Source organism: Adlercreutzia equolifaciens DSM 19450 (assembly GCF_000478885.1).
GTDB classification, from domain to species: Bacteria; Actinomycetota; Coriobacteriia; order Coriobacteriales; family Eggerthellaceae; genus Adlercreutzia; species Adlercreutzia equolifaciens.
The window spans coordinates 1074041-1088382 of sequence record NC_022567.1 but is presented as its reverse complement, the minus strand read 5'-3'; the positions used below and the strand labels follow the sequence as shown (position 1 = coordinate 1088382).

The following is a 14342-nucleotide window of genomic DNA, read 5'->3' as shown; positions in this document are numbered from 1 at the left end:
CCGAGACCCTGTAGCGCCCGAGAGCGCGGACAGGTCGAACGTCCTAGGCGGCATCCTGCAGCGCATCAAGCTTCGCCATGCACTCGTCCACCGAGGCACCGCCCAGAAGGTCGCGCACGATGAGGCACGTATTGCCCCACTGCTCCACATCCATGCCCGCGTTCGAGGCGAGCACGTAGGTATCGGCCTGCACCAGATCGTTCAAGGGGCGAAGCGCTTCCACGCACTCCACTTCCACGTTCTTCGACGGCGAGATGACGCGGTTGGTCTCGGCGTACAGCTGCAGGGCCTCGTCCGAGCAAATGACGTCCACCACCTCGAGGGCCTCATCGCGGTGCTCGGCCCGCTCGCCCACGCCGCATCCGGTCATGGAGAGCACGGGCATCTGGCCGCGCGCGCTCGGAAAGCCGATGACCTCCATGTTGAACGAGGGGCTGCCGTAGGCGGTATCGGTGTTGGCCGCGCCCCAGTAGGCCATGACGATGGGGCATTTTCCCGCCATGAAGTCCTCACCCTCGCCGGCTCCCTCGAAGGCCTCGCTCACCAGCGCGTTCTCGGCATCGACGTAGCCGAGGTCGATCAGCGTCTTCAAGAACTCGAACCCGGGGCGCATGTAATCGCTGTAGCGGGCCTCGCCGGCGTTCAGGGCCTGCACCTCGGCGGCCACGTCTCCTCCGTTGTACAGATCGGCGTAGGCCTGGGCGAAAACGAAGGTCTCCAGCCACCAACGGTTGGCGCCGATGGGCGTCTCATAGCCCTTCTCTTTGAGAACCCGGCAGCATTCCAGAAACTCCTCGGGCGTGTTCGGCAGCGAAAGCTCGCATTCGTCGAAGATATCCTTGTTCACGAACAGGCCGTAGGCCACTACCTCTTGGGGAATGGCCACGAGCTTGCCATCGACCGTGTTGGCCGTGCGCACCACCTCGCGCAGGTTCTGGGCGCAGGAAAGCCCCGACAGGTCGGCCAAGTGCCCCTCCGACCCGAGGGTCACAATGGTATCGGTGTTCAGCAGGTACAGATCGTCCGAATTGTTGCGGGCCCGCTCCAGGCACACCTCGTCGTAAGTCTTGTCCTGGTAGTTCTCGGCCGTGTAGGTGTGATAGGCCAGCGTGAGCCCGAGCCGCTCCTCTGCCATGGCGATCGTCAGGTCGCTCGCCGTGCGGGCCGTGTTCTCGGTGTCGGGGCTGATCTTCTCCATGGGACTGAAGAAGTTCACCGTGCGCCCCTCGTCGGCATCCTGCACGGCCAGATTCTCCGCCGGCGCCGGAGCGCTGCAGGCCCCGAGCACTAAAGCGCCGACGAGGGCGACGACGGCCACGGCCCCCTTGCGGGCGCGCTTGCTCGCGATACGTCTCATGATCGTCCTTTCTCGACGAAGCGGTCGACGGCGCGCCACAGCTCGTCTATCTCTAAGGGCTTCGCCACATGGGCGTTCATGCCGGCGGCCAGCGCCGCCTTCTCATCTTCCACGAAGGCATCGGCGGTCATGGCGAAGATGGGAATGGTTGCCGCATCGGGCCGCGCGAGCGCTCGGATGGCCCGGGCGGCCGCATGCCCGTTCATGACCGGCATCTGCACGTCCATGAGGATGGCGTCGAACTCGCCGGGCTCGCAGCGCTCGAAGCGCTCGACGACCAGCTTGCCATTCTCGACGATCTCCACCGTGGCGCCCTCCATCTCCAGCAGATCCGTGAGGATGCCGGCGTTGAGGAAGTTGTCCTCGGCGGCGAGGAAGTGCTTGCCGGAAAGCACCTGGGCCAGATCGTCGTCCTCGTCGGCGCCCACGCCGCGCACGGCCTCGATCTTCTGCTTCAGCATGGAGGGGAAGAAGGGCTTGGTCAGCACCGCCGCGCCGTGCGGCAGCACCACGTCGTCGTCTTGGTCGAAGGTGTGCTCGAGCATGAACAGAAGCGGCGTCTCCGCGCTCGCCCGCAGGCCGTCGGCCGCACGCACGGCGGCATCGTCGAGCCACGGGACGCCGACGAGCACCACGTCGTAGCCGCCGCGCGCCTCCACCAGCTTGCGGGCCTCATCGGCACTGGCCGCCACGTCCACTTCCACGCCCGTGCCCTCCATGAAATCGGCAATGGCCGCGTGCGCCGCAGGCGAGGCGTCCGCCACGAGCATGCTCTTGATGCTTGCGCGCTCCCAGAAGTACCCGGCGGCCTGCTCCTCGGGGATGCGCAGCTCCAAATCGACCCGGAACAGCGACCCTTTCCCCACCTCGCTTTCCACCTCGATGGTGCCGCCCATGAGATCGACGAGGCTCTTGGTGATGGACATGCCGAGGCCCGTCCCTTGCACTTTGTTGGTGGTGGAGTTCTCGGCGCGCGTGAACGAGTCGAAGATGGTCTTAAGGAACTCCGGCGTCATGCCGTAGCCATCGTCCTCAACCTCGATGCGCAGATGCTCCAGCGCGTTGGAATGCGCCGGAAGCCCGATGAAGCGCAGCCAGATGCGACCGCCCTCCGGAGTGTACTTCACAGCATTCGACAGCAGGTTCAGCAGAATCTGGTTGAGATGCGTCTCGTCGCCGATGAGGCGCTCGTGGCGGACGGAGCGGATTTCCGCGCAGAACGTCTGCCCCTTGTCCCGGGCCATGGGCGCGATGATGGATTCCGCGGCGGCCAGAGAGTCACCCAGGTCGAACTCCGCCAGGGTGAGCGACGCCTTGCCGCTCTCGATCTTCGAGATGTCCAGCACGTCGTTGATGAGGTCGAGCAGATGGCGCCCCGAGGCCATGATCTTGCCGGCGCAGTCGCGCACCTTGGCCGGGTTGTCGGCCTCCTTCTCGATGATGGTGGTGAAGCCGAGCACGGCGTTCATGGGAGTGCGGATGTCGTGAGACATGTTGGCGAGGAAGGCCGATTTCGACTCGTTGGCCACCTCGGCCGCCCGAAGCGCCTGGGCGAGCTGCTCGGCGTGCAGCGCGCGCTCCTCCTCCCGCGCCCGCTGGGCCCGGGCCTGCTTGCGCCGGTTGAAGCCGTACAGGATGACGCACAGGCAGAAGGCCGCAATCGTGATGGAGGCCACCATGATCAGGGCGACGTTCACCGCCTGGGCCTCGCGTTGGATGGCCTCCATGGGCACATAACCCACCAGATAGGTGGTGCCGTCGCCGATGGACCACAAATAGCACAGGGCCTCGGCGCCCTTCACCTTATGGGCGAACATGATGTTCTCGCGGTTTTCGACGCCGTCCGCCACCATGGAGAGGATGGCCGGATCGGTGATGTTGTTGGCCCGGTAAAAGTCCTCCAGGTTCACGTGCCCCGCATCGCGCTCGCCCATGCCCTCGGGCTTCAGCACGAAGCGCTCCGTGGCGGCGTCCATGAGGTAGAGCACGGCCCGCTGCCCATAGAAGCCCTGGGGCAGCGACTGATCGATGGCGTCGAAGGTATACTCGGTGTACAGCTCGGCGATGGGGACGCCGTCCCGTTCGATGGGGCACTTCACCGTGTAGGCCCAGCTGCCCTCGGCGTTCACGTAGGCCTGGGAGACGGGCAGCCCCTCGATGGCTCCCCCGCCGCTGAAATCGAGCGACGCCGGATCGAAGGGGGCGCCGTCGTTGGAGACGCCGACGTCGGCCCCCTCGGGCACGACGGAGATGAGCGCGGCGGCATCGCTTTTGCCCAAGCGCTCCACAGCCGCGGCCGGATCGCCCGCGGCGGCAAGCTCGGTGGCCAAAAGCCGTTGGAACTGCGCCTCGCTGTCCTGAATGGCCTCCACCGTGCTTTCCATGAGGTTCAAGTTCTCGTTGAGGTTCAGAATGGCGGCATCGGCCATGTCGTCGGAGGTCTTCTTCGAGACGGCCCAGATAGAGGCCCCCATGACTGCGAAGATGAGCACGATGACCAAGGTCAGGCGCGCGAAGCCCTTCCGATCCCGGACGGCGTTCTCAGTCGTCTTCATAACGGCGGCGCACCCTTCCCCTTCGAAATTTGCTTGCTTAACAGTACGTCATCAGAGGGGAAACTGCAAGGCGAAAACGGCATACGACAAGGGGAAAACGAGGCGCGGCCGCAAAGAGATGCCCATAAAAAAGCTCCTCCGGCAGGGGAACCGGAGGAGCTTTGCTCAGTACGCACGGAGGAGAAGGGGATAACGTGCGCATGGAAATCGTTTCCGCCGCGAGGGTTTTGAGAGAGAGGAGAGAGGAGGGTTCACGCAGGAGACGGTGCGACGGAAAGCTCGAATTGGTTGTCAAGGACCTCGCGGTACGGGCGCCCGGTTGCCCGGATTTCCGCCCTTCCGCTCGGCTGATGACAACAATAAGGCCTTCCCGTCCTCACAGAAGCGGGAAGGCCCGACGGTTGCGACCATGTATGCACCCCGTTTACCTGGCGAAATCTTAAGGCAATCGCTCGTATTTTACGGAGTAAGCCCGAGATTCGGGGCGTGGGTGCCGCGCGCAGTTCGGTCTATGGCAAACGGAAAGGCCCGAACCCCCGGCGAGAAATGCCATAGACCGCTGTCTGAGCACGGCACCCCCGCCCCGAAGCTCGGGCTGGACAGCTGGAACGAGCTTACTAGTAGAACTCGCTCTTAAGCGGCCGATCGATGAGGGCGGCCGCGGCCTCGCGCGGGTTCACCCCTTCCCACACGACGCTGCGCACCGTGTCGGTGAGGGGCAAATCGACCCCGTAGCGGGCCTCGAGCGTGGCCAGGGTCTTGCAGGCGATAGCGCCTTCCACCACCATGTGGGTCTGGGCCGTGAAATCGTCCAGGGTAAGCCCGCGGGCCACGTACTGCTCGCCGAAACGGCGGTTGCGCGAGTGCTGCGACATGCAGGTGACCACCATGTCGCCGGCACCTCCCAGCCCCATGCAGGTGAGCGCCTCTCCCCCGGCCGCCACCACCATGCGGCTCATCTCGGCGAGCCCGCGGGTGATGAGCATGGCCGCGGTGTTGTCGCCGAAGCCCATGCCGTAGGAGATGCCCACGGCAATGGCAATGACGTTCTTGAAAGCGGCGCACAGCTCCACGCCCACCGGGTCGTCGGAGGTGTAAGTGCGGAAAAATCGCGTGGCGAACAGATCGCGGAAGAAGAGCGCCGTCCCTTCGTCGGCCGAGGCCACCACCGCGGCCGACGGTTTGCGGCAGATGACCTCCTCGGCGTGAGTCGGGCCCGACAGCACCGCCATGCGGCCCGCGCCCCCCAGCTCAGCGGCGAAGGTATCGATAGGCAGAAGGCCCGTCTTCTCCTCCACGCCCTTCGAGCAGATGACAATGGGGGTCGCAGGCGCGACGAGCTCTCGCAGGTCGGCGGCCACCGAGCGCAGGGCAGCCGAGGGCGTCACGATGACCACGGCCTCGGCGCCGTCGCAGGCAGCCGCGTACTCGGCGGTGGCGCGGATGGCGGAAGGAAGGCGGTAGTCCGAGAGGTAGCGCGGGTTGCGGTGCTCCTCGTTGATGGCGCGGGCCACCTCGGGCGTGCGGGCCCAGAGCACCACCTCGTGCCCCGCTTCCGCCAGCACGAGTGCCAAAGCTGTTCCCCAACTACCGGCCCCAATCACTGCTACGCGCATTTCTTACCACCTATCTTGCTCTCAGTTCCCGCGCGCAGGCGGGCGATGTTGGCGCGGTGGGCCCAGATGACGACGCAGGCCGTGGCGGCAATGATGAGCCAGGGTACCCACTGGCCCCAGTAGAAGTACAGGGCGAGCAGCGGGCAGATGGCCGCCGCGGCGATGGAGCCCACAGACACGCAGCGGGTGATGGCAATGCCGAAGGCGAACGCGGCGATCTCGATGAAAAAACCCACCGGACCGAACACGAACCACAGGCAGGCAGCGGCCACTGCGATGCCCTTGCCGCCCTTGAACTTGAGCCAGGGGCTGAAGATGTGGCCGAGCGTGCAGCCCGCGAAAGCAAGGGCCAAAGCGAGACCCACCGGATTCAAAGCCGGATTGCCGAAGATGCCGAGAAGCAGCTGGCCGTCGGGAGTGGCGGCGTCCACCGGCACCGCGGCTATGGCCGGGGCGAACACAAAGGCCGCGAGCCAGCCGGACAGAAGCCCCTTCCCGAAATCGAGAACGAATACGAGCGCGCCCCCGACCTTTCCCATGGCGCGGAAGGCGTTGGTGGTGCCGATGTTGCCCGACCCCTCGTCGCGGATGTCCTTGTGGAAGGCCAGCTTCGAGACGATGACGCCCCAGGGAATGGAGCCTAGCAGAAACGAGACGACGAACGACAGGGTCAAGTAGGTGATGACGGTGTCCACGGGCTAGTCCTTCTTCTTGAACTTGAGGCGGATGGGAGTGCCCTCAAGCGGGAAGGCCTCGCGCATGCGGTTCTCAAGATAGCGCTCGTAGTTGTCGTCCACGACATCGGGGCGATTCACGAAGAAGGTGAAGTGGGGCGGGCAGGTACCGGTCTGGGTGAGGTACTTCATGCGCAGCACCGCCTTGCCCTTCGACACGGTGTGCCCCGTCTCGCGGATGCCGGCGAGCCACGTGTTCAAACGGGCCGTGGGGATGGTGCGGCTGTAGTTGGCGTACACATCGTCGATGGCGTTCCAGATGCGGTCGACTCGCTTGCCGGTGAGCGCGGAGATGGCCACCACCGGCGCATAGCCCACGAACGTCATGCGATCCTCGATGCGCTCTCGGATCTTCGCCTTCTCCTCGGGACCCTCCACGATATCCCACTTGTTCAGGACGATCACCATGGCGCACCCGCGCTCGGCGGCATACCCCGCCACGCGCTGGTCCTCGTTGGTGAGGCCCAGCGTGCCGTCGATGACGAGCAGGGCCACGTCGGCGCGGTCGATGGCGCGCATGGCCCGCACGAAGCCGTAGTATTCCACGTCCTCGTCGATCTGGCTCTTGCGGCGCAGGCCCGCGGTGTCCACGATACGGTACATCTGTCCCTCGTGCTCGACCAGCGTGTCGATGGCGTCGCGCGTGGTGCCGGCCACGTCGGACACGATGGAGCGGTTGTTGTTGGTGAGCTTGTTGGTGAGCGAGCTTTTCCCCGCGTTCGGGCGGCCGATGATGGCCACGTTGATGGCCTCGACCTCCTCTTCCGGAACGACCTCTACCTTCCGCAGCTCGTTCACGACCTCGTCCAGCAAGTCGCCCGTGCCGTTGCCGTGCTGGGCGCTCACCGGCCACGGGTCGCCCAGACCCAGCGCGTAGAACTCCCAGACCTCATCCATGCGGGCCGGGTTGTCCATCTTGTTCACGGCGACGAACACCGGCTTGCCCGCCTTCTGCAGGATGCGGGCCACCTCCTCGTCGTCGGTGTTGATGCCGGCCTTGCCGTCCACGAGGAAGATGATGACGTCGGCCTCGCGCGCCCCCTCGAAGGCCTGGGCGCGGATGGAGCCCTGGAAGGCGTCGTCGCCGCCCATCTCGATGCCGCCGGTGTCGATGAGCATGAACTCGACGCCGTTCCAGTCAGCCTTGTGGTAGCTGCGGTCGCGGGTGACACCGCGCATCTCGTGCACGATGGCGTCGCCGGTTTGGGCGATGCGGTTGACCAAGGTGGACTTGCCCACATTCGGGCGGCCCACGATGGCGACGATGGGAAGGGCCATGGTTATCCTCGCTATTCTTTACGGCTCGTCTTGGGCGAGCTTGATGATCTCAGGCAGATAATCGCAAGGGTTACAGGATACCACGGACACCGGAGCACCTGCCGCGTTTTCGATATCCTGCACGGTCATGTCATCGAGCGTCACGCCGTTATCGTTGAAGATAACGCTCGGAAGAAGGAAGAGCTGGCGTGTCCCTCCGGGGGCAGCCGCGCGGTACTCTGATTCGCTCAGACAGTCCTCGCTGGTATCGAAGGCGTCAGGGCTATTCACTCCCCTTCTCGTTGCGCCTTCGATACCATCTGCGGAACTCGCTCGGTCAGAGCACCGCGCGTCTGCCCCCTGCTCAACCATGGTTGAGTTCTTCTCTTCCTCGCTGGCGGCCTTGATGGCGGGGGCGATGTCTTGGGCGGTGAGGAGGCCGGTGACGTTGACGTTGCCGCCGAAGTAGTCGTTTCTCACTGTGAGGGGGACGAGACGGCCGGCAAGGGGGCTTGCCGCGATCATGGCGTCGAGGAAGGGCTGCATGGCCTCGCCGATGATGTAGCGGGCCGTGAGATTTCGGGCGGCGAGCGCCTCGGCGGCGCGGGCAGCCAGGCCGTTTTCGCAGACCTCTTCGAACTCGTCCACGTAGGAGCGGACGATGCCGATGCCGTCCTCGAACATGTCGTAGTCACCGTAGTCGGAGGCCGGCGGGATATGGGCCGGTGTGGCGGCACCGAAGGCGTTCACGTAGAACTCGTCGGCGGCGAAGACCCAGGGTGTGCCGCGCTCGGCCCGGGCGCGCTGTTGGAAGGGGGCAATCACATCGATGACGCCGCGGGCGGCCTCGGGGGTGGTGAAGCTCTCGTGCAGGGCCGTCTGGTGCTTGGTGAAGCCCAGAGGCACGATGCCCACGCCGTTTATGCCGGGGCGCTCCCAGGCCCATTCCAAGGTCTCGCGCAGGGCCTCTCCGTCGTTCACGCCGGGCATGAGCACAATCTGCGCATGGGCCTCGATGCCGGCCGCCAGCAGGCGGTCGAGGGCCGCCAGGCCGTGGGCGGCGTGCTTGCCGATCATGCGGCGGCGAAGCTCCGGCTCGCTCGCGTGCAGGCTCACCCGCAAGGGGCTGATGTGCTGCTCGATGATGCGGGCCTCGTCTTCCGGCTTCAAGTTCGTGAGCGTGACGAAGGTCCCCGAGAGGAAACTCAGGCGGAAATCGTCGTCGCGCAGCACGAGCGAGGGGCGCACGCCATCGGGCAGCTGGCGCATGAAGCAGAACACGCAGGCGTTGCGGCACAGCTTCACGGAGTCGAACAGCACGCCGTCGAACTCGAAGCCCCACCGCTCCCCCGGCTCCCGCTCCAGTTCCACCTCCCCGGCCTCGCCGTCGAGATCGATATAGCCCACGCAGATGACGTCGTCGGCCGCAAGCCAACGCCAGTCGATGATGTCGCGCAGAGGCTCGCCGTCCACCGTCGTGAGGTAGCAGCCGGGCGTAAAGCCGGCGTCATCGGCGGGGCTCTCCGGCTCCACGGCGACGACGCGCGCCGCCGGCCCCTCCCACGCCGCGGCCGCCGCCTCGGCCGGCGCGAGGGTCGTCTGGCCACAGGCGGCGCAAGAGGCACAGGAGGCCTCGCGCTCGATGTCTTTTCCGGGATAGGTTGCCATGGCTACAGCGTGCGCAGAAACGCTTCCACGGCGGCGATCTGGTTCTCGGGGGTGCTCGCGCCGGCCGTGACACCCACGCGGCGGCAACCGGCAAAGGCGGCCGGATCCAGCTCGTCGGCCGATTCGATGTGGAAGGTGCGCGGGCAGGTGAGCGCGCACACCTCGGCCAGCCGCGTGGTGTTCGACGAGTTTCGGCCGCCGATGACCACCATGGCGTCCACGGCCGAGGCCAGATCGGCCGCGGCCTCCTGGCGCTGGCGCGTGGCCGAGCAGATGGTGTTCTTCACGATGGGCGCAAGCCCCGCCTCGCGCAGGGCGGCCACCACTGCCTCCAAGTTCTCGCGGCGCTGGGTCGTCTGGGCCACCACGCCCACCGGATCGTACAGGCCCTCGGGGATCTCCTCGGGCGCGGCCACCACGTCCACCTTGCCGCCGGCCTCCTCGGCCCAGGCGGTGAGCCCCTCCACTTCCGGGTGCCCCGCCTCACCCACCACGATGACGCGGCAACCCTCGGCCGCGAGCTCCGCGGCGGCGTGCTGGGCCCGGGACACATGGGGGCAGGTGGCATCGACCACGGAAAACCCGCGGTCTTCCACGGCAGCCAGCACCTGGGGCGTCACCCCGTGGGAGCGGATGACCACCGCCGGCGCGTTTGCATTCGTCGGGACGACTCCGTCTGCAGGCGCACCCGCAGCTGCGGCACCTTCCCAGCGGATCTCCTCCACGGAATCGACGGCCTCGGCGCCGCGAGCGGCCAGATCGGCCACCACCTGCGGGTTGTGAATGAGCGGCCCGAGCGTGTAGGCCCGGCCCCCGTCGGCGATGACCTCGTCGGCCATATCCAGCGCCCGCTGCACCCCGTAGCAGGCTCCGGCCCGTTTCGCGCGAATCACTTCCACGGCTAGCTCTCCTTCGCTTTCGCGGCGGCCTTGGCGGCTTTCTCGGCGCGAGCGGTGCGGGCGGCGCGGGCCAGCTCCTCGCTCGTGTGGCGCGGGATGGGATGCTCAGCGAACACCGGGGCGTAGTCGCGTGTCTCGGGGAACAACGCCGCCATGTCCACGTCCTCGGGAGCGCAGCGGTAGTACAGCGCGAAGCACTCGCGCATGGCGTACCAGGTGCAGGCTTCCACGCGCTCGTCCTTCGGCAGGAAGTCGAAATCGCCGACGAGAATGGGATCGCCGTAGTCGACGGTCACCTTCGGGAAATGGACGCGCTGGCCCTTCTGCTTGATGCGCTCCACGCCGCGCACGGTCATGGGCAGGATGGGCACCTTCGCCATGCGGGCGATCACCGACACGCCGGCGTGGATGGAGGGCACCCGGTCGGTCTTGCCGCGGCGCGTGCCCTCGGGCAGGATGCCCACGAGCTCCTGGCGCTTGAGCATGCGTACGGCGCGCTTGATGGAGGTCATGTCGGCCGTGTCGCGCTTCACGGGGAAGGCGCCCACCCGCGAGAGCGCCTGGCCGAGCAGGCCGTGGGCGTTGTCGAAGAGGCTGTCGCGGCCCATGAGGCGCACCCATTGCTTCGGGCGCGCGGCCAGGTACATGAAGACGACGTCGAAGAACGACGTGTGGTTGCAGATGACGAGCGCCCCTTCCGCGCCTTGGAAGGCGCGCAGCTTGTCGCGGTTGTCCACCCGGTAGCGGAACAGCAGCTTGCACAGGCCACCCACCACCACGTAGGCCGCGTTGCCGAACCAGTGCGGGATCTCGTTGGTGCTGGGCTCGCCGCCCAAATCCATGTCCCACATCTCGGAGTATTTTAGAAACATCAGCGCGCCTCTCGGGCTAGCGAACAGATCTGGTCGATTACCTCTTCGATGTAGTGACTAGTGGAGTCGATGTGCACGGCGTCGTCGGCGGGGCGCAAGGGCGCCGTGGCGCGAGAGGAGTCGGCCTCATCGCGGCGGCGCAGGTCGGCCAGCACCTCGTCGTAGTCGATCGATCCGATGCCGCGGTCGACGTTCTGGCGCACGCGGCGATGGGCACGCTCCTCGTCGGACGCGGTGAGGAACACCTTCACAGCCGCATCGGGGAACACCACCGTGCCGATGTCGCGGCCCTCCACCACGTAGTCGCCGGCGTTGCCGATGCGGCGCTGCTGGTCGAGCAGCGCCTCGCGCACGGCAGGCGCGGCGGACACCGGGCTCACCGCGCGGTCGATCTCGGCGGTGCGGATGGCGTCGGTCACCTCATCGTCGCCGATGAACACGCGGCGCGGCACCGGGTCGCCTTCCACATGCCCGAAGGCGATGTCGTAGGTGCGGGCGATGGCTCCCAAGGCCGGTTCGTCGTCGAGCGCGACGCCGTCTTGCAGGGCGCGCCAGGCGATGGCGCGGTACATGGCCCCCGTGTCCAGGCAGGAGAAGCCGAGCTCTTTGGCCACGGCCTTGGCCACGGTGGACTTTCCGGCCCCGGAGGGCCCGTCGATGGCGACGATCACTATTTCACCAATCCCTTCAAGTCGGCAAGGAAGTCGGGGTAGCTCACGGCCACGCAGGTGAAGCGGGTCACCGACACGGGGATGCGCCCGCACGCGCCCACGAGCGCCCAGGTCATGGCCAAGCGGTGGTCGCCATGGGACTCGAAGACGAGGCCCTCGGGCACCTGCAGCTGCGGGTTGCCCTCGACGAACAGGTCGTCGCCCTCTTCCCAGGCGTCGACGCCGAGCAGGGCCAAACCGTCGATGATGGCCTGCAGGCGGTCGGATTCCTTCACGCGCAGCTCCCCCACCTCGTGGAACACCGTGATGCCCCGGGCGTGGGCCGCCACCAGGGCGAGCACGGGGATCTCGTCGATGACCGAGGCGATGTGCTGGGAGGGGATCTCGCAGCCGCGCAGCACGGGCGTGTAGTTCACCGTGATGGTGCCGCGGGGCTCCTTGCCCTCATGGCCGCCGTAGGACTCGCGGATGTCGGCGCCCATGCGCTCCAAGGTGCGCACGAACCCGATGCGCGCCGGGTTCAGCGACACGTTCTGAATGGTAATGGAGCTGCCCGGCTTCAGCAGGGCGGCCGCGGCCACGAAAGCGGCCGAGGAGGGGTCGCCCGGCACGACGACGTCGGAGGCGAGCATCTCGGCGGGGCCGGTCACCGTGGCCACGCGGGTGCCGGCCGTGGTGGGCACGTTGAACTCCGGCAGCATGAGCTCGGTGTGGTTGCGCGAGGGCGCCGGCTCGTTTACGGTGGTGGTGCCGTCGGCGAAGACGCCGGCCAGGAGCACGGCGGTCTTCAGCTGAGCGGAGGCCATGGGGCTCGCGTAGTCGATGGCGCGCAGGGCGCGGTTGCCGCACACGGTGATGGGCAGCGTCTCCGGCGTCTCGGGTTTGAAATCGACGCCCATCTTCGCCAGGGGCGCCACGATGCGGCGCATGGGGCGCTTCTGCAGCGACTCGTCGCCGGTGATGGTCACCTCGATGTCCCACGGGGCCACAATGCCCATGAGCAGGCGCGCCGTGGTGCCCGAGTTGCCGCAGTCGATGGGGGCGGCGGGCTGGCTTGGCCCCTCGGCGCCCCAGCCGGTGACGGTGCCGGAAAGCGACCCGTCGGGCTGGGCCTTCAAATCGACCTCGGCGCCCAAGGCCTCCACGGCGCGGATGGAGGCGCGCACGTCCTCGGAATCGAGTACGCCGGAAAGATGCGAGGTGCCCTCGGCCATGGCCGCGAACAGCACGGCGCGATGCGAGATGGACTTGTCGCCCGGCACCGTGACGTCACCTTTGAAGGGCCCCCCGAAAGGCTCGATGATCGTGTAGGGTTCTGCGAATTCGCTATTCGACATGAGCGTACTCCTTCGGCATGAGCGGACTGAACGATACGGAGAAACCGGCGTTGATCAGCTGCATCGAGAGCTGGCCGATATCGCCTTCATCGGTGAGGATGAGGGAGAGCACGGCGTTGCCCTCGCTGATGTGGTCGATGTCAATAGATTGTATATTGCAACCCACCGAGCTGGCAATGGTGCAGACCTCCGCGACCACGCCGGTGCGGTTCACCATGGGGATGCGCACCTCGAGCAGCTTCTCGGTGGAGGGCACCCAGGCGGCCGGCAGCGCGCGGCGGGCGTCGGCGGCCTCGGCGAGCAGGCGCGTGAACGTCTCGCGGTCGCCGGTTTCCAGCGCCGCGGCGAACGAGCCCAGGATGGAGGCCATCTCGTCCAGGCCGCTTTTCAGGGCGCAGGCGTTGTCGAAGGCGATGCCGCACCACAGCTTCGGGCTGCCCGCGGCGATGCGCGTGGTGTCCTTGAAGCCGCCGGCGGCCAGCCGCATGATGGAGCCGGTGTCGTCGGCGTGCGCGCTCGCCAGCTGCATGAGGGAGGAGGCCACCATGTGCGGCACGTGGCTCACCACGGCCACGGCGGCGTCATGCTCCTCGCGGCGCAGCGACACCACGCGGGCGTCAAGGCCGGTCACCAGCTCGTGCAGGTGCTGGAAGTCCTCGGGAACGGTGGACTCGTCGGGGCAGAGGATCCAGTTCGCGCCCTCGAAGAGATCGGCGCGGGCGCCGGCGATGCCGCTCTGCTCGGAGCCGGCCATGGGATGGCCCGGCACATAGCGTGCAGGCGCCGGCAGAAGCTCGGCGGCCGCGGCAAGGATGTGGCCCTTGGTGGAGATGGTGTCGGTGACGACGCCGGTGTAGCCCCAGTCGCGCAGGCGGACGAGGTAGTCGTCCACGGCGGCCACCGGCGTGGCGATGACCACGAGCTCGCAGTCGTTTTCGATGAAGGCGCGGAAGGCGGGGTCGTCGGGGCCTGAGGCCGCGTCGCACCAGCCGCGATCGGTGGCGGCGGCGCAGGTGGCGGCGTCGGTATCCACCCCGAAAACGCGCGCGCCGGGCATCTTGGCCGCAAGCGCCCCGGCCAACGACGCCCCGATGAGCCCGAGACCTATGACGGCCACGGCCGAGAAGGGGGCGTTGGCGCCGTTCAGTTCAGCAGATTCAGTCATGGGAGTGTCTGTTTCCTCAATCGATCAGGTACCAGTCACCACCCATTGTATACGAACGAACCGCCCCCGCGCCCAAACACCCTCCAGCGCCGCATTTTCCGCACGTCTCTCCGCCTCCGCAATGTTTGACAAAATTCCGCTCGGGGTTATATACTGACGGGGCTGGGTGGCTTGCCGGGGCGAACGGCGGCTACCTCGTTTTCAAGTTTAT

11 protein-coding genes are annotated in these 14342 nt (G+C 66.8%); all 11 read right to left on the bottom strand.

Annotated elements, in window-relative coordinates:
- Positions 1 to 43 precede the first annotated feature (43 nt).
- Positions 44 to 1357 carry an ABC transporter substrate-binding protein gene (locus tag AEQU_RS04180; protein WP_022739683.1) on the bottom strand — a complete coding sequence of 438 codons (1314 nt, stop codon included), beginning with the start codon at positions 1355 to 1357 and terminating at the stop codon, positions 44 to 46.
- Positions 1354 to 3912, bottom strand: coding sequence for a hybrid sensor histidine kinase/response regulator (locus AEQU_RS04175; RefSeq protein ID WP_022739682.1), 2559 nt, complete (start codon positions 3910 to 3912; stop codon positions 1354 to 1356). Before AEQU_RS04175 ends, AEQU_RS04180 begins: the two co-directional genes overlap by 4 nt.
- 617 nt (positions 3913 to 4529) lie before the next feature.
- Positions 4530 to 5528 (bottom strand): NAD(P)H-dependent glycerol-3-phosphate dehydrogenase, encoded by a 999-nt coding sequence (locus AEQU_RS04170; protein WP_041714456.1) that lies wholly within the window; start codon positions 5526 to 5528, stop codon positions 4530 to 4532.
- The gene (plsY, locus tag AEQU_RS04165; RefSeq protein ID WP_022739679.1) at positions 5519 to 6223 is read right to left on the bottom strand and encodes a glycerol-3-phosphate 1-O-acyltransferase PlsY; all 705 of its coding nucleotides are present in this window, start codon (positions 6221 to 6223) and stop codon (positions 5519 to 5521) included. Before plsY ends, AEQU_RS04170 begins: the two co-directional genes overlap by 10 nt.
- Before the next feature lie 3 nt (positions 6224 to 6226).
- A complete protein-coding gene (der, locus tag AEQU_RS04160) occupies positions 6227 to 7540 on the bottom strand; it encodes a ribosome biogenesis GTPase Der (RefSeq protein ID WP_022739678.1) in 1314 nt (437 codons plus the stop codon).
- A gap of 18 nt (positions 7541 to 7558) precedes the next feature.
- A complete protein-coding gene (locus AEQU_RS04155) occupies positions 7559 to 9187 on the bottom strand; it encodes a DUF512 domain-containing protein (RefSeq protein ID WP_022739677.1) in 1629 nt (542 codons plus the stop codon).
- Positions 9188 to 9189: 2 nt separating this feature from the next.
- On the bottom strand, positions 9190 to 10086 hold the full coding sequence (gene ispH / locus AEQU_RS04150; RefSeq protein WP_022739676.1) for a 4-hydroxy-3-methylbut-2-enyl diphosphate reductase: 897 nt from the start codon (positions 10084 to 10086) through the stop codon (positions 9190 to 9192).
- 2 nt (positions 10087 to 10088) lie between these two features.
- Positions 10089 to 10958: a lysophospholipid acyltransferase family protein gene (locus tag AEQU_RS04145; protein ID WP_022739675.1), complete on the bottom strand. Its 870-nt coding sequence runs from the start codon at positions 10956 to 10958 to the stop codon at positions 10089 to 10091.
- On the bottom strand, positions 10958 to 11629 hold the full coding sequence (cmk, locus tag AEQU_RS04140; protein ID WP_022739674.1) for a (d)CMP kinase: 672 nt from the start codon (positions 11627 to 11629) through the stop codon (positions 10958 to 10960). The genes AEQU_RS04145 and cmk overlap by 1 nt, the downstream gene beginning before the upstream one ends.
- Positions 11629 to 12966 carry a 3-phosphoshikimate 1-carboxyvinyltransferase gene (aroA, locus tag AEQU_RS04135; protein ID WP_022739673.1) on the bottom strand — a complete coding sequence of 446 codons (1338 nt, stop codon included), beginning with the start codon at positions 12964 to 12966 and terminating at the stop codon, positions 11629 to 11631. The genes cmk and aroA overlap by 1 nt, the downstream gene beginning before the upstream one ends.
- Positions 12956 to 14131 carry a prephenate dehydrogenase gene (locus tag AEQU_RS04130; RefSeq protein WP_022739672.1) on the bottom strand — a complete coding sequence of 392 codons (1176 nt, stop codon included), beginning with the start codon at positions 14129 to 14131 and terminating at the stop codon, positions 12956 to 12958. The genes aroA and AEQU_RS04130 overlap by 11 nt, the downstream gene beginning before the upstream one ends.
- Positions 14132 to 14342: the final 211 nt, after the last annotated feature.